We start from the raw sequence: 15,663 nt of genomic DNA, 5'->3' as shown, positions 1-15,663 counted from the left end.
CTTAGTGCAGTATCTGTAGTTCAGAAGCGGTACAGAAAAGGCCTTTCCCAATCAATGGGAAAGGCCTTTTTGTTTTTTTAGATTCAGGACAGAGGTTGTGCCTTTCTCACGGTTTTGGTGGTAGCCTAAGAAATCGCATCTGAAGATGTCAATTATGTTCGATACAACGGGCGTTATCGTGGAGGACTGCACTGTGGGGAATAACATCGTGGATAAGAAAATCGGTTTTATTGGCTGTGGCAATATGGGCAAGGCGATTTTAGGTGGTCTGGTTGCGAGTAAACTGGTCTCACCGGAAAATATCACGGTGTATAACCGTAGTGCGCAAAGCGTTGAGGCGATTAGCCAAGAGTTTGGTAGCCAAGGTGCCAGCAGCGCAGATGAAGTCGCTAAGCGGGCTGATATTCTGATCGTTGGTGTTAAGCCGAATATGATGGCGAATGTTTTGGGTGAAATCAGAGAATCGCTCAAGCCAAACGCGATTGTGGTTTCCATTGCGGCCGGTGTCACGCTAGAAACGCTTGAATTTGCGCTGAAAGATGGGCAAAAAGTGGTGCGCGTGATGCCGAATACGCCGGCGTTGGTGAATGCGGGAATGTCGTCCATTACGCCGAATAAGCAAATGAGCGAAGATGAAAGCGCGCTGATTGTAGAAATTTTTAGCAGCTTTGGTAAGGCTGCTATTGTTCCTGAATATCTAATCCATTCCGTGGTGGGCGTGAGTGGCTCAGCGCCTGCCTATGTGTTTATGTTTATTGAGGCGATGGCTGATGCCGCTGTGCTGGGTGGAATGCCTCGTGCTCAGGCCTATCAGTTTGCCGCGCAGGCGGTGATGGGCTCAGCCAAAATGGTGCTGGAAACCGGTAAACACCCCGGTGAGCTCAAAGATATGGTGTGTTCTCCTGGGGGAACCACGATTGAAGCCGTGAAAGTGTTAGAGCAAAAGGGTCTGCGTGCGGCCGTGATGGACGCGATGCAAAGCTGTATGGCGAAATCAGAAGAGATGAGCCGTCGTTAATTTTTACCTGCTTTCCCTTCTATTTGATGCCCCATGCCATGGGGCATCTTCTCAGACGATCCCCATGTCATCCCTTCTCTAAGTCCGTCACCATAGGCCGCTGGGCTGGTGCTGACATTTTTCTGCTGAATAGTCTCTCGCCGATTAAGAACTTTCTTGGTAAATTCCGTTCCCGCATCTGAACGATTTAGAATGCGGTGTGTCTCATGTTTTCTAGGGTTAGCAACAAGGTTTCAGAAAGTAATGCAAAAAATAAAATTGCTATCACAACCAATGCAGGCGCTGCTGTTAGCGATTTATATTGGTATTTTTCTTAATATTCCGGTGTTTTTACGCCGTTTTGATGAAGTCAAAGAGGGGCTCCATTTTTCTAAATGGTTAACGGGAAGTTTAGAGGTCATGGTTGTTCTCCTCTTTACCTTCTTTATCCTGAGAGTGTTTTCGCTGGGAGGGCGCTGGTTCTTCAAAATTACGGCTACGCTCATCACGCTAATATCCGTGGCTGCAAGCTATTACATGACGGCATTTAACGTTGTGATTGGCTACGGCATTATCATTTCCGTATTTTCCCCGGGTGATTTGGGTCTGTTTTCCGAAGTTGTCGGCTGGAAATTTGTTTTGTGGTTTGTTGCCGCCAGCATTATTCCTTTGGCGATCATCTGGTTAGGTTCAGCGCGTAACACGTTGCTTGAGCAGCTAAAAACACCGGGTAAAAGAATCATATCTTTGGTTGGGATGGCGCTGATTGTTGCGGTGGTCTGGGTTCCATTAAACTTAATGGGTACCGCCCAGAAAGAGATCGACCAGAAAAACAACGTTGATATGCCAAGCTATGGTGGTGTGGTAGCTCACTCTTACTTGCCATCAAACTGGCTGGCGGCGTTTGGATTATATGGCTACACCGCGCTGGATGAACGACAGGATGAAGCCGACTTATTTGATCCCGCGGATCATTTTTCTTACGTCGCGCCTGAAGGGATAGATGATACCTATGTCGTGTTCATCATCGGTGAAACGGCGCGTTGGGATCATATGGGGATTCTGGGCTATGAGCGTGACACCACGCCACAGCTGGCTAAAGAGCCTAATCTGGCCGCATTCCGCGGTGAGTCCTGCGATACATCAACCAAACTTTCCCTGCGCTGCATGTTTGTGCGTGAGGGCGGAACGGAAAACAACGCTCAGCGTACGCTGAAAGAACAGAATATTTTCTCTGTATTACATCAGCTTGGATTCAGTTCTGAGCTTTTTGCGATGCAAAGTGAGATTTGGTTCTACAACAATACCGACTCCGATAACTTCTCATTCCGTGAGCTGATTGCTGCAGAACATCGTAACGATGGGAAGCCAGTCGACGATATGCTGTTAGTGGAAGAGCTGCAAAATTCATTACAGAAGCATCCAAACGGCAAGCATTTAGTCGTACTGCATACGTCTGGTTCTCACTATTTGTATACGCAGCGCTATCCGCGTAGCTATGCGAAGTTTAAACCGGAGTGCATGGGCGTAGACGATTCTTGCACCAAAGAACAGCTGATGAATTCCTACGACAACAGCATTTTGTACACTGACAACATGATTAAAAGCGTGATTGATCAGGTGCGAGATAAAAAAGCACTGGTGTTTTATGCCTCTGATCACGGTGAATCAATCAGCGATAATGAGCATTTCCACGGCACTCCGCGTGAAATGGCTCCGCCAGAGCAGTTCCGTGTGCCACTGATGGTATGGGCATCGGATAAGTTTTTGGCTTCAGGCAACAATGCCAAAATGTTTGAGCAGGTACAAAAGCAGGCAAAACAGGGGCAGACTCACCGGCACGTTGAGCTGTATGACTCGATTCTGGGGTGCTTAGGCTATACCTCGCCCAATGGCGGAATTAATGAAAACAACAACTGGTGTCGTTTTTAATTCAATAAGTTAGTCTTGATGAGCCGAGAGGAACTCTTCCTCTCGGCTTTTTTATTCCTAGAAGCGCCTTTCTTCGTATTAAGTTTCTCTCAAGTTCCCTTCAGGCATGCCGATAAACTGATCAATCTTCAGTCAGTTCCCTCTGTTCATAATTCACTCTCCATAGAGAGAGGCATTTTGTACTGGCTGAGAGAGATACCACATCTGATGTCTTCTTTTGCAGGCTCTTTCATTCCTAGGGATACGACTATTATGAGTAAACACCTGACAGTCCGTGGTGGGCTGGCACTCATCATGCTTGTTTATACGTTATTGCTGCTGATGATCAGCATTATCGGTATTCAATCTGTTCGCCAAATTAATCAAAGACTGGCCGTTGTTAATCAGGTGCAGGCTGAAGAGCTGAGCCCACTGGCCGCTAGCTTTAATGCCACGCTACGGGCTCGTACGGCGGGGGCATTATCTGTTCGCCAAATGGAGATGGGTAAACTAGCAGCGGCAGATGATAGCCGTCAGCGAGCGGAGAAATTGATCGGTGAAGCTGATGCATCCATGCAGAAATTTACCGATCTGAAAAAACTGACGCCGCGCGGTGCGCAACTGAGCGCCGAACTGGAAAATACCTACCAAATTTACGTCAATCAAGCGCTGCGTCCTATGCTACAGGCGCTGAAAACCAACGATAGCGCGGCTTATTACGCATTATTAGAAGATCAGTTGCGCAATTTATCTGCCAATTTTGATCAGGACCTGCGTGATTTCCGTGGCTTCGCCGATGAAGTCGGTCAAAAGGCATTATCGGATGCGCAACATGATTACCAACGTGACCTGATTATTATCAGTGTGTCTTTCGCATTTTCGTTGCTGATTGGTGCACTGTGCTGGGTTGCGCTGCGTAAAATCATCCTGAATCCATTGGAAAGTTTAGACGGGCATGTTTCTTTGATTGCCAGTGGCGACTTGTCTCAGGATCTTGAGAGTGAAGGCAAATCAGAAATTGCCAAGCTGGGGCGGCGCGTGCTCACCATGCAAACATCGCTGGCAGATACGGTGAGTCAGGTACGTGATGCCAGTATGCAGGTTGATGTGGGGGCGAAAGAGCTGACCGTAGGTAACAGAAACTTATCGCAGCATACGGAAGAATTGGCTGCCTCGCTGGAGGAGACCGCCGCCAGTATGGAGCAGTTGACCGCCACGGTGAAACAAAATGCGGACAACGCCGAGCAGGCGAATCAGCTGGCAGGGAATGTTTCTCATACCGCTGATAAAGGGGCGGAAATCGTCAGTGAAGCCATTGCCCGTATGCAGGGAATTTCGACCAGTTCACAGAAAATTGCCGACATTATCAGCGTGATTGACGGTATTGCTTTCCAGACCAATATCCTTGCTTTAAACGCCGCCGTTGAAGCCGCTCGTGCGGGTGAACAAGGGCGTGGTTTTGCGGTGGTTGCTGGTGAAGTGCGCAACTTGGCGCAGCGGAGTGCTCAATCGGCCAAAGAGATTAAAACGTTGATTGAAGATTCAGCTCGTCGGGTGAAAGAGGGCTCATCAATGGTGACCAACGCGGGCGATACTATGGCTGATATCGCCAAGGAGATTCGTCAGGTAACGGCGCTGATGAGTGAGATCTCTGAGGCTTCTCACGAGCAAAGCCGCGGTATTGAACAGGTGAATCAGGCGATTTCACAGATGGATCAGGTGGCGCAACAAAATGCGGCGCTGGTGGAAGAGTCTGCCGCTGCGACCGGTTCTTTAGAGGAGCAAAGCGGAAACCTGATGCAAAGCATGAGCGTGTTTAAGCTCACGATGAACGGATAATCGGCATAAACCTCCCCTTGTTTTTTAAAGCGTCAAGGGGAGGTTTTTCGCGAGACTTATTCGGTGCGAATAAACGTGACCAATTTAGGTTGAGCGATGCGCTGATAGTCTTGAGTGTTGAGGATTAGAGAACGCTCAAGCGTACCGGCGTTAAATGCCAATTCATCAAAGCGCTGGAATAACAGCGGATCAGCTACCAATAGTAAGTCTGGATGGAAGCTAAAAGGCGGGATCGCGCCGAATACGCAGTCGGTTAATGCATCAACTTCCACCGGGCTGGCTAATGACGCTCGCGTACCGCCGATGCCGTGTGCTAACGCGCTGAGATCGGCCTGTTGGTCGGCGGGCAGTATGGCTAAAACATGCTGCTTAATACCGTTTCCTTTCACATGACAGACCAACGCTTTGGCTCCTTGCCCAAGCTGTGTACCACGAATTTTGGCTACCTCTTCAGATTTCCCCGCCATAGGATGTTCCACAACGCGATAACGAGCCTGATGCTCATCAAGCAGAGCCGTTAAACGCGCAAATGTTGCTATCGACATGCTATCTCTCCTGAGTCTCGGTTTGCATCATCATAGCGCGATCCTAACTGCTCTGACTTGATGCGAAGTGGCCAAAATGGCTCCCTGAAACAGGGCATCGGACCTCGGATCACAGCATTTCCTCCTGCTGATAACGCAGATTACAAACTCAATTGTTCAGATATTCATCATTTAGCGAGAATTTTTTCAGCAAGTTTGGCAGCTGTATTCTCTATTAAAGATTTGTTACATGGTGAAATGAGCTGATATTTGCGCGGTAGCATAAATTTTAATCCTGTAAATGTTATCAATACGTTTCTTTAATGTTTGTATGCTGTATATCACAGTCCTTGTAAATCACGTTTGGTTATATTGACGTCACCTTAAACACTTGCGAAATTGGTATGCATAAGGTGGGTGATTAACACTGGGATCCCTTTCCGAGTGCTACCCAATGTGGCCCCGAAGAATCGTTCTCTTTGGCATGCGGGTTGCACCTATCCTTGGCTGTCAGCCAAAACTGCACGGATCGCCTATAAAAAAATAGATCTGGCAGAACACACACATCACACTACGGAGCCAAGCGTTATGTCTTCTCATAAGAACACCTCCACCCGCCGTGGAAAGAAAATTGGTGCGCTGAAGTTGGGGATTGGTCTGGTTGCTCTGGCGCTGGCCGCCGGTGCGCAGGCAAAAACTCTGGTTTATTGTTCAGAAGGTTCACCTGAGGGCTTTAACCCGCAGCTGTTCACGTCTGGCACCACCTACGACGCCAGCTCGGTGCCGATCTACAACCGTTTGGTTGAGTTCAAAACCGGTACTACCGAGATTGAGCCCGGCTTAGCTGAAAAATGGGATATTAGCCCAGATGGCAAAACCTATACTTTCCACCTGCGCAAAGGCGTGAAGTGGCAGGGCAGCAAGCTGTTTACACCAACGCGCGATCTGAACGCCGACGACATCGTGTTCTCCTTCATGCGTCAGAAAGATGATAAAAACCCGTACTACAAAGTCTCTGGCGGTACCTATGAGTATTTCCAAGGGATGGGGTTGGGCGAGCTAATTAGCAAAGTGGAAAAAGTGGACGATAACACCGTTCGCTTTGAGCTGACGCGCCCTGAATCGCCATTCTTGGCTGACCTAGCGATGGACTTCGCTTCTATTCTGTCTGCGGAATACGCCGATGCGATGATGAAAGCCGGTACGCCTGAGAAGATTGACCTTGAGCCACTGGGCACTGGGCCATTCCAGCTGGTGCAATACCAGAAAGACTCCAAAATCCTCTACAAACCGTTCAAAGATTACTGGGGACCTAAGCCAAAAATCGATCGCTTAGTCTTCTCCATTACGCCGGATGCATCCGTGCGTTATGCCAAACTGCAAAAGAATGAGTGTCAGGTGATGCCGTATCCAAATCCGGCTGACATTGACCGTATGAAACAAGACAAATCCATTACTTTGATGGAGCAACCGGGGCTGAACGTCGGCTATCTGTCGTTTAACGTCGAGAAAAAACCGCTGGATAACGTGAAAGTGCGTCAGGCACTGACCATGGCGGTGAACAAAGAAGCGATTATCGACGCGGTATATCAGAAAGCGGGCCAGCCTGCGAAAAACCTGATCCCACCAACCATGTGGAGCTACAACGACAAGATCACCGATTACGCTTACGACCCTGCTAAAGCTAAAGAACTGCTGAAAGAAGCGGGTCTGGCAGACGGTTTTGCTATCGACCTTTGGGCAATGCCGGTGCAGCGTCCATACAACCCGAACGCTCGCCGTATGGCTGAGATGATTCAGGCTGACTGGGCGAAAGTGGGTGTGAAAGCCAAGATCGTGACCTATGAGTGGGGCGAGTACCTGAAACGTGCGAAAGACGGCGAACACCAGACCGTGATGATGGGCTGGACTGGGGACAATGGGGATCCAGACAACTTCTTCGCAACGCTGTTTAGCTGCCAGTCGGCGAAAGACGGTTCTAACTACTCAAGATGGTGCTACAAGCCGTTTGAAGATCTGATCCAGCCTGCACGCGCTGAATCCGACCATGAAAAACGTACCGAGCTTTACAAGCAGGCTCAGGTAGTGATGCATGACCAAGCGCCTGCGCTGATCATTGCCCACTCCACCGTATACGAGCCAGTGCGTAAAGAAGTGAAAGGCTATGTGGTTGATCCATTGGGTAAACATCACTTCGATCAGGTGTCTCTCGACTAATTACCGCTAACCCTCCCAGCCTCCCCCTCGTCAGGGGGAGGAGCCGATTGTGATTTTTATCGATCTGCTCCCTCCTCTGTGAAGGGGAGGGCTGGGGTGGGGTCTCTGTTAGTCGTAGCTGTACTGTGAGCAATGCTTCATCATAAAAATAGAGAGTACGGGATATGTTGCAGTTCATACTCCGGCGTTTGGGGTTAGTTATCCCAACGTTTATTGGCATTACGTTGTTAACGTTTGCTTTTGTTCACATGATCCCCGGCGATCCGGTCACGATCATGGCAGGGGAGCGCGGGATCTCAGCCGAACGTCATGCTCAGATGATGACGGAAATGGGCTTGGATAAACCGCTGTATCAACAATATTTTCACTACGTCAAAGACGTATTGCACGGTGATTTAGGCACCTCGCTCAAAAGCCGCACGCCGGTTTGGGATGAGTTTGTGCCCCGTTTTAAAGCCACGCTAGAACTGGGTATCTGCGCGATGCTGTTTGCCATTCTCGTGGGTATACCGGTTGGCGTATTAGCCGCGGTTAAGCGCGGCTCCGTTTTCGACCATACCGCTGTCGGCATCTCGCTGACGGGCTATTCCATGCCTATTTTTTGGTGGGGGATCATGCTCATCATGCTGGTGTCGGTGCAGCTCAATCTAACGCCCGTATCGGGGCGCATCGATGACAGCGTATTCCTTGATGAAAGCTTACCGCTCACAGGCTTTATGCTGATTGATACCCTTATTTGGGGTGAGCCAGGCGATTTCAAAGACGCGGTCATGCATATGATTCTGCCTGCCATTGTGCTGGGTACTATCCCGCTGGCGGTGATTGTGCGTATGACGCGTTCCTCCATGCTGGAAGTGCTAAGTGAAGACTATATCCGCACCGCGCGCGCCAAAGGATTAGGGCGTATGCGAGTGATTATTGTGCATGCGCTGCGTAATGCGTTGCTGCCGGTGGTGACGGTGATTGGTCTACAGGTGGGGACGTTACTGGCGGGAGCCATTCTGACAGAAACCATCTTCTCTTGGCCGGGCTTAGGCCGTTGGTTAATCGATGCATTGCAGCGTCGTGATTATCCTGTGGTGCAAGGCGGAGTGCTGTTGGTGGCCATTATGATCATCTTGGTCAACCTGCTGGTCGATGTGCTGTATGGCGTCGTCAATCCACGCATTCGGCATAAGAAATAGGAGGCGCAACGATGTCTAACGTTACAACAACGTCCCCAGCAATGAGCGCGCCCAAACCAATGACGCCGTTTCAGGAGTTTTGGCATTACTTCAAGCGCAACAAAGGCGCGGTAGTGGGGTTGGTTTATATCATTATCGTGTTAGTGCTAGCGATCGGCGCCAATGTGTTGGCTCCGCATCTCCCCGCAGAGCAGTTTCGTGATGCGCTGCTTAAACCTCCCGTTTGGCAAGACGGCGGTAGTTGGAAATTTATTCTCGGTACCGATGATGTTGGCCGTGACGTGCTATCGCGGCTGATTTATGGTGCGCGCCTGTCGTTGCTGGTGGGCTGTTTAGTGGTGGTCTTGTCGCTGATCCTCGGCGTGGTGTTTGGCCTGTTGGCGGGTTACTTCGGCGGAGTAGTTGACGCCGTCATTATGCGCATCGTCGATATTATGTTGGCGTTGCCAAGCCTGCTGTTGGCTTTAGTGCTGGTGGCTATCTTTGGCCCTTCAATCGTTAACGCTTCGCTGGCATTGACGTTTGTTGCCTTGCCGCATTACGTGCGTTTGACGCGCGCGGCGGTGCTGGTGGAAGTTAACCGCGACTACGTCACCGCGTCTCGCGTTGCGGGGGCCGGTGCCATGCGCCAAATGTTTATTAATATTCTGCCTAACTGTTTAGCACCTTTGATCGTGCAGGCGTCGTTAGGATTTTCGAATGCCATCCTCGACATGGCGGCGCTGGGTTTCCTCGGTATGGGCGCACAGCCGCCAACGCCGGAGTGGGGAACCATGCTGTCTGACGTATTGCAGTTTGCGCAAAGTGCGTGGTGGGTTGTGACCTTCCCCGGCCTTGCGATCCTGCTAACGGTATTGGCATTTAACCTGATGGGCGATGGGTTGCGCGATGCGCTAGACCCGCGTTTGAAACAGTAAAAGTCTACTGATACCGCCCAGTGTGAACTGGGCAACAGAACATCAGTAGATTTTTGGGAGCAGAATATTATGGCTTTATTAGAAGTTAACGAGCTATCAGTTCACTTCGGTGAAAAAGACGCGCCGTTTCGCGCCGTAGATCGTATCAGCTACAGCGTCAATCAGGGTGAAGTCATTGGTATTGTTGGGGAATCTGGCTCTGGTAAATCAGTGAGTTCGCTGGCGATTATGGGGCTGATTGATTTTCCCGGTCGCGTGATGGCAAACGGACTGAGCTTTAACAATATCGATTTACAGAAAATTTCAGAGAAAGAACGGCGTCAAATCGTGGGGGCGGAAGTCGCCATGATTTTTCAGGATCCCATGACCAGCCTGAATCCCTGCTACACCGTGGGCTTCCAGATTATGGAAGCGCTCAAGGTGCATCAGGGCGGGAATAAAAGCACGCGCCGTCAGCGCGCCATCGACCTGCTAACGCTGGTTGGAATCCCCGATCCGGGCTCGCGTTTGGATGTGTATCCGCATCAGTTGTCCGGTGGGATGAGTCAGCGTGTGATGATTGCGATGGCGATTGCCTGTCGGCCAAAACTGTTGATTGCCGATGAACCGACCACGGCGTTAGACGTCACCATTCAGGCACAAATTATTGAGTTGCTGCTGGATCTTCAGCAGAAAGAGAACATGGCGCTGGTGCTGATCACGCATGACTTAGCGCTGGTAGCAGAAGCTGCGCATAAAATTATCGTGATGTATGCCGGTCAGGTGGTTGAAGCTGGAACGGCTCAGGAAATATTTCGCACGCCGCGCCATCCGTATACGCAGGCTTTACTGCGAGCGTTACCTGAGTTTGCCGCCGACAAGGCGCGTTTGGCGTCGCTACCGGGCGTTGTCCCTGGTAAATACGATCGCCCTAACGGCTGCTTGCTTAATCCGCGCTGCCCGTATGCGACGGCTTTGTGCCGTGAGGTAGAACCGGAACTTAAGGATATCAACGGACGTAAGGCGAAATGCCATACGCCGCTCGATGATGCGGGGAGGCCAACATTATGAGCCAGGCAATATTGAACAAACAGGCACCGCTGCTTCAGGCCATTGATCTGAAAAAACACTATCCGGTGAAGAAGGGCATGTTTGGCGCTGAACGCTTGGTAAAAGCGTTAGACGGCGTTTCTTTTACGCTGGAAAGAGGCAAAACGCTGGCGGTAGTGGGCGAGTCAGGCTGCGGGAAATCCACGCTGGGGCGTTTGCTGACCATGATTGAAATTCCTACCGGCGGCGAGCTGTACTACCAAGGGCAGGACTTATTAAAGCCGGACGCCACGGCGGAAAAGCTACGTCGCCAGAAAATCCAGATCGTTTTCCAGAACCCGTATGCTTCGCTGAATCCGCGCAAGAAAGTCGGTGCAATTCTTGAGGAGCCGCTCACCATTAACACCAAGCTTAGCGGTGCCGAACGGCGCGAAAAGGCCTTGGCAATGATGGAGAAAGTCGGGTTGAAAACCGAACATTACGATCGCTACCCGCATATGTTCTCTGGTGGTCAGCGTCAACGTATTGCCATCGCGCGTGGGCTGATGCTGAACCCAGACGTCGTGATTGCGGATGAGCCGGTTTCTGCGCTGGATGTTTCGGTGCGTGCTCAGGTTCTGAACCTGATGATGGATTTGCAGCAGGAGATGGGGCTGTCTTATGTATTTATCTCTCACGATCTCTCCGTGGTTGAGCATATTGCGGATGAGGTCATCGTGATGTATTTGGGACGTTGTGTAGAAAAAGGGCCGAAGGAAGCGGTGTTCAATAACCCACGCCATCCCTATACCCAAGCGCTGCTGTCGGCAACGCCTCGCCTGAATCCCGATATGCGCCGTGAGCGTATCAAACTGACAGGCGAGTTGCCGAGCCCGTTGAATCCGCCTCCGGGCTGCGCGTTTAATGCTCGCTGTAGTCGTGCGTTTGGCACCTGCAAACAGTTACAACCGCAGCTTAAGCAGTATGGCGATCTGCTTATTGCCTGTTTTGCCGTCGATCAGGATGAGGCTGCACAGAGCGCCTAAAGCGGATTATCCATATAGATATTTATTTGAAGAGCCTGTATAGGCTCTTTTTTTAGATATAAGGGATGGGTGTACTCTTATATGTGAATCTGTACATGAGGTAACTATTAGCATGCAAAAAAAAGATAAACCAGATGTATTAGTCTGCTAACGCTATAGTAGTCTTTTGTTTTATTAGAAATATCTTAACAGATGTTAATAATATCAATCTTAATTGTCGGTTGCCGTTATTCTAAGGATACGTGTATTTGCAGATATATATTGCTGGGTTAAAGATGCATTAAAATATCCATATTAAAATAACGTCTACCCGAGGGAAATATATTTCCTGTATATGTAAAAATATATAGGCATAATGAATAAATATGTTTTTTAAGGCGTTATACATAAGAAAAAAGGCCCCCATTTGGGAGCCTTTCTAGCTGTTTAACGATAGCATCTTATTGCGGGTAAGGAACCCAATCACCACCGTTGAGGCGAATGTATGGCTTACCTTGATACTGAATAACGATGGCATTATCGTTCTCTGAAACCGGTGCGGTTTGAGGCAATCCCTTCAAGAGATCCTGCCAGTTTACGCTTGCCTCAGTGAAGAGTTTGCCGTCAACAGAGCGTGCAACCAGCTCGGAAAGCGCCAGATAGCTGCTTGGCTGATCGACAACGATTTCAGTAGGTTGTGGTGCTTTCATACCGATAAACTTGATGCCCACGGGAACGTGAGTGATGCTTGGGCTTGGGATATCACGTAGGCCAGACATCTGCATTTTATCCCCAACTAGCGCAGCACCGTGCTCAGGCACAACAACAACCATGATTTTACGGTTTGATTTCTCAAGCTGGGTAAGGAACGTATCCAACTGATCAAACAGCTTCTGAGCGCGAGGCTTATAATCGGCAACTTTACTGCTGCCAACCATTCGGTTGCCATCGTGCAGCGGAATCAGGTTAAAGAAGGTTGCAGTACGCGCATCCCCTGATTTTTCAACCGTTTGCTCCCAGTGTTGCAGCACCTCGAGATCGTTAAAGATGGGCTCGCCGTCAAAGGAAGTCAGCTCATTTGAAATCCCCGCCTGAGACTCTAGCGGTGGCTGCAAATCAGCATATTTCCGTAGATCATCCAGATAGTTACCAAACTTGCCGCTATGGTCCATAATCAGGTTCTGACCAAAGCCTAGCTTAGCTAAATTATCCATCAGATAGCACTGTTGACCCGCGGCTGAATAAAGCTCTTTATGCGAAGGCTGTCCACAACTGGCGCGTAATAAACGAATTGAAGCTGGGCCACTGTAGGCGGTGGCTGAGTTAAAGTTTTTGAACAGGATATCGAAGTGTTTCCATAGCGGATGATCCTGTAAGCCAATGGAATCAACGTCAGACCATGCTAAAGAACAGATATTGATAATCAGTAAATCAAAGGGTTGAGCATCCGTTGGTAGCGCCGCTGGGAACTGAGTTTGGCGCTGTTTTTCACTGGCATAGAAGGCATCGAGATAAGCGGCCAAGTTCTTGCTATCTGGTGGTGCCGTTTGTGCCGGCAGGTCGCCTGTTGCAGCGGCTGATGTAGAGCCAGTATTGGCGTTGGCCGCCGGTGCAGTCGCGGTGCTATTACTCGCTGTATCAGGGACTAAGGAGATAGCTGGGCCAGCTATTTGCAACACATTCAGCCAAACGAGCGCACCCACCACGAATACCGTTATGCGGATCCACTGTGAGATAAACAGGTAACCGACCAGCATTACGAAGCCTGCACCGATCATTTTCCAGTTGATAAAGCGATTGACCAAATCCAGAAGGTATGACGCTGAGAAGCCCGCTAGCTGCGAGCCTTGACTCATAATACTGTTGATACCCGGTAGCCACGTATCGTGATAAAACAGACCAATACCTATAGGTATGGCAATCCAGTTACGCCAGCGGTGTAAACGGGCATTGGGTAAAGGGAAAAGCAAAAAGGCGAGGAAAATCAGGTTAGAAAGTGCATCAAAGTTGAGATAGCCAAACCACAAGAGGGCAAATTTAAGTAGGAAATAGAAATTCCAACCGCCTAGCCCACGCCAGTAGTGCCACAGGTCCGCGATGTTGTTCTTGGTATTACTATTCTTGGTCATTTTTACGGTCTACCGTGACTGAAGTGTTACGTTGCAAACGAGTATTACGCCGCAGGATCCCCTCGGATTTTAAATAGCGCGGCGTGAATAAAACTTGGCGTACTGACTGAAGCAGCATCGGCAATTTTTTACGCAAATAGTAGCCTAATGGCAGCAAAATCACCGCACAAAGCACGATAAGCTGCAGTATATCCATCCCGTTCATCATTCAGCACGCTCCTGATGTAAGGCTAGAGATAAGCTGATTGGCTGCGGTGAATGCCGAGGTGGACGCTCTTCGGCCACCGGACTGCTTTTATTGCCGACCAACGGCGCGAGCCGGTCGGAAAGATGCCAGTTTGATGGCTTATTAAGCTGCATCTGCTGCAGTTCCATGATGATCAGTTTGTCTTGATACCAAACCATGCGGTTGGAGAAAACTTCTTCGACCGGCAGTGGAAATATGTGTTTAAGTGCAACGTCTAAGTCATTGATTCTGCATGATGAAAGAAACAGTGTGAGCCGGTTTTCATCAATAGTGACTAAATCACCGAAGCGGCGAGCGCGGCATAGCGTGAGAGCTTGTTCAGCGCGCAGTCCGGGCACCGGGCGCAATGCCACCAGAATTCCTTTGCTGTCTTCTGGTAATAATGCGTTATTCATCAATGACATCAACGTTTCGCAGAAAGGATTGTAAGGAATATATCCTTTCAAATTCAGCGGGCGCATTGCATCAATCAGCAGATTAATATCTGCAGGGACATGGCGCGGGTAGGTTTGTCCCTGAATCCCTTCTAACATGGTTAAACAGCGTGAAAGTGGCGCATTATGCGGCACAATCAGATTGGCACCACAGGCCAATAACAAACGTTCATCGCTGAAACGCAAGCAAGGTGTGCTTTCACGCACAACGAGCTTAATGATTTTGCCGCGCTGACGGCGCAAAGTATGAATTTTTCGCGCCAGTGCATCGAGCTGATCGCTGTTCGAAAGCTGAAACACCAGCGTTGAAGCTTGTGCTGCATAGGCAGCATTAAACAGCGCTAGATTGCTCTCAAATAGATGCCAATTTTCTGACAGCGGTGGAGCACCTTCCAGCACGCCTTTATGGGCTAGATAGAGCTGTTCATCGTTGCGTGGCTGTGGCGCTTGAGACGCATCTTCCTGTGCATGCCAACCTTGCTCATCAAAAGAAACGCTGACGTCTTGCTGCGCGGTGACACCGTTTTGGTTACACCAATACGCCACGTCATAACGGTGCAGGTCCTGAAGCCATCGTAGGCTCGCGAGGCCACATAGCGTACGGTGTTGAGACTGAAGCGTTGCCCTTTGATTATTGGCGCTTTTCCCGTAGTCTAAAATCAATAATGTACAGTTTTGTTGGCGCAACCAGCGGGCAGTATTTCTCATCCAGTCGGTTAGCTCATAAGGTTGCAGCTGTTCCCAAATACTGGAGGGGGTTAACAACATCAACAGACGATTTTTCGGATTTAAACCGCGCATTAAATCTTCAGTCAGCTGAAATAACGCTTTTTTACTTTCAGGCAGAGAATAGATAGGAAGTTTGTCGGGCCCATGAGCGTAGTTGGCACTGATGATATCCTGAGGAGGATGATTAACGCTGATTAACGCCGCGCGTGTTTCAGCTGGCTGGCTAGAGATAACCTGCTGACAAAAACTTTTGGCATCAACTTCGCGATCTGCGCTCACCCAGTAGAGGCCGGGAGCTTGCATAATGCGAAGCTCATCCCATAGTTGATGAACTCCAAGAGAAAACGATAGCGCCATAAGAGTTTAATTTCTCTGAATGTGATTATACCTAGTAAAACTGATGTTTTTATCTAATTGACAGATTTATCTTAGCCACACGAAATGCTTTTGCTCGTTGTTTTTCTGCGGCTCCAATTAATTGAACTTATATCAGTTTACTAGC

At 49.4% G+C, this 15,663-nt stretch carries 12 protein-coding genes; 8 read left to right on the top strand and 4 right to left on the bottom strand.

From position 1 onward, the window contains the following. Positions 1 to 208 precede the first annotated feature (208 nt). The 3 genes from proC (at position 209) to U0008_RS20865 (ending at position 4,747) form a co-directional block, all read left to right on the top strand. Complete coding sequence (gene proC, locus U0008_RS20875; RefSeq protein ID WP_043489716.1) at positions 209 to 1,018, top strand: pyrroline-5-carboxylate reductase; 810 nt, start codon at positions 209 to 211, stop codon at positions 1,016 to 1,018. A 243-nt stretch (positions 1,019 to 1,261) separates the two neighbouring features. Continuing rightward, on the top strand, positions 1,262 to 2,929 hold the full coding sequence (eptB, locus tag U0008_RS20870) for a kdo(2)-lipid A phosphoethanolamine 7''-transferase (protein WP_040044426.1): 1,668 nt from the start codon (positions 1,262 to 1,264) through the stop codon (positions 2,927 to 2,929). A 252-nt stretch (positions 2,930 to 3,181) separates the two neighbouring features. Next, complete coding sequence (locus U0008_RS20865) at positions 3,182 to 4,747, top strand: methyl-accepting chemotaxis protein (RefSeq protein WP_043489681.1); 1,566 nt, start codon at positions 3,182 to 3,184, stop codon at positions 4,745 to 4,747. 56 nt (positions 4,748 to 4,803) lie between these two features. Here U0008_RS20865 and U0008_RS20860 read toward each other — a convergent pair whose 3' ends face one another. Beyond that, positions 4,804 to 5,292, bottom strand: coding sequence for a YbaK/prolyl-tRNA synthetase associated domain-containing protein (locus U0008_RS20860; RefSeq protein WP_043489679.1), 489 nt, complete (start codon positions 5,290 to 5,292; stop codon positions 4,804 to 4,806). 567 nt (positions 5,293 to 5,859) lie between these two features. Here U0008_RS20860 and dppA point away from each other — a divergent pair. The 5 genes from dppA (at position 5,860) to dppF (ending at position 11,643) form a co-directional block, all read left to right on the top strand. Next, positions 5,860 to 7,488 carry a dipeptide ABC transporter periplasmic-binding protein DppA gene (gene dppA, locus U0008_RS20855; RefSeq protein ID WP_046360031.1) on the top strand — a complete coding sequence of 543 codons (1,629 nt, stop codon included), beginning with the start codon at positions 5,860 to 5,862 and terminating at the stop codon, positions 7,486 to 7,488. Positions 7,489 to 7,652: 164 nt separating this feature from the next. Next, positions 7,653 to 8,672 carry a dipeptide ABC transporter permease DppB gene (gene dppB, locus U0008_RS20850; protein WP_043489677.1) on the top strand — a complete coding sequence of 340 codons (1,020 nt, stop codon included), beginning with the start codon at positions 7,653 to 7,655 and terminating at the stop codon, positions 8,670 to 8,672. Between the two features lie 11 nt (positions 8,673 to 8,683). Then, complete coding sequence (gene dppC / locus U0008_RS20845; RefSeq protein ID WP_025799544.1) at positions 8,684 to 9,589, top strand: dipeptide ABC transporter permease DppC; 906 nt, start codon at positions 8,684 to 8,686, stop codon at positions 9,587 to 9,589. A gap of 69 nt (positions 9,590 to 9,658) precedes the next feature. Beyond that, positions 9,659 to 10,639, top strand: coding sequence for a dipeptide ABC transporter ATP-binding protein (gene dppD, locus U0008_RS20840; protein WP_043489675.1), 981 nt, complete (start codon positions 9,659 to 9,661; stop codon positions 10,637 to 10,639). Further along, on the top strand, positions 10,636 to 11,643 hold the full coding sequence (gene dppF / locus U0008_RS20835; RefSeq protein ID WP_043489673.1) for a dipeptide ABC transporter ATP-binding subunit DppF: 1,008 nt from the start codon (positions 10,636 to 10,638) through the stop codon (positions 11,641 to 11,643). Before dppD ends, dppF begins: the two co-directional genes overlap by 4 nt. 440 nt (positions 11,644 to 12,083) lie before the next feature. Here the strand turns inward: dppF and bcsG are convergent, their stop codons facing one another. From bcsG to bcsE, 3 genes are read right to left on the bottom strand one after another with little or no spacing between them, the layout of a single operon-like run. After that, positions 12,084 to 13,751: a cellulose biosynthesis protein BcsG gene (gene bcsG / locus U0008_RS20830; protein ID WP_043489671.1), complete on the bottom strand. Its 1,668-nt coding sequence runs from the start codon at positions 13,749 to 13,751 to the stop codon at positions 12,084 to 12,086. After that, a complete protein-coding gene (bcsF, locus tag U0008_RS20825) occupies positions 13,738 to 13,959 on the bottom strand; it encodes a cellulose biosynthesis protein BcsF (protein WP_040044433.1) in 222 nt (73 codons plus the stop codon). The genes bcsG and bcsF overlap by 14 nt, the downstream gene beginning before the upstream one ends. Then, on the bottom strand, positions 13,956 to 15,518 hold the full coding sequence (bcsE, locus tag U0008_RS20820) for a cellulose biosynthesis protein BcsE (protein WP_043489668.1): 1,563 nt from the start codon (positions 15,516 to 15,518) through the stop codon (positions 13,956 to 13,958). Before bcsE ends, bcsF begins: the two co-directional genes overlap by 4 nt. Between the last annotated feature and the right edge of the window lie 145 nt (positions 15,519 to 15,663).

It is taken from the genome of Hafnia alvei (genome assembly GCF_034424155.1).
Classification (GTDB): Bacteria; Pseudomonadota; Gammaproteobacteria; order Enterobacterales; family Enterobacteriaceae; genus Hafnia; species Hafnia alvei.
This window is presented reverse-complemented; position numbering and strand designations above follow the sequence as displayed.

Bases quoted from the DNA above. Each gene is read 5' to 3' on its own strand.
- bcsF (WP_040044433.1), bottom strand. From the start codon at position 13,959: ATGATGAACGGGATGGATATACTGCAGCTTATCGTGCTTTGTGCGGTG.
- eptB (WP_040044426.1), top strand. From the start codon at position 1,262: ATGCAAAAAATAAAATTGCTATCACAACCAATGCAGGCGCTGCTGTTA.
- dppA (WP_046360031.1), top strand. From the start codon at position 5,860: ATGTCTTCTCATAAGAACACCTCCACCCGCCGTGGAAAGAAAATTGGT.
- dppB (WP_043489677.1), top strand. From the start codon at position 7,653: ATGTTGCAGTTCATACTCCGGCGTTTGGGGTTAGTTATCCCAACGTTT.
- dppC (WP_025799544.1), top strand. From the start codon at position 8,684: ATGTCTAACGTTACAACAACGTCCCCAGCAATGAGCGCGCCCAAACCA.
- U0008_RS20860 (WP_043489679.1), bottom strand. From the start codon at position 5,292: ATGTCGATAGCAACATTTGCGCGTTTAACGGCTCTGCTTGATGAGCAT.
- dppF (WP_043489673.1), top strand. From the start codon at position 10,636: ATGAGCCAGGCAATATTGAACAAACAGGCACCGCTGCTTCAGGCCATT.
- dppD (WP_043489675.1), top strand. From the start codon at position 9,659: ATGGCTTTATTAGAAGTTAACGAGCTATCAGTTCACTTCGGTGAAAAA.
- U0008_RS20865 (WP_043489681.1), top strand. From the start codon at position 3,182: ATGAGTAAACACCTGACAGTCCGTGGTGGGCTGGCACTCATCATGCTT.
- bcsG (WP_043489671.1), bottom strand. From the start codon at position 13,751: ATGACCAAGAATAGTAATACCAAGAACAACATCGCGGACCTGTGGCAC.
- bcsE (WP_043489668.1), bottom strand. From the start codon at position 15,518: ATGGCGCTATCGTTTTCTCTTGGAGTTCATCAACTATGGGATGAGCTT.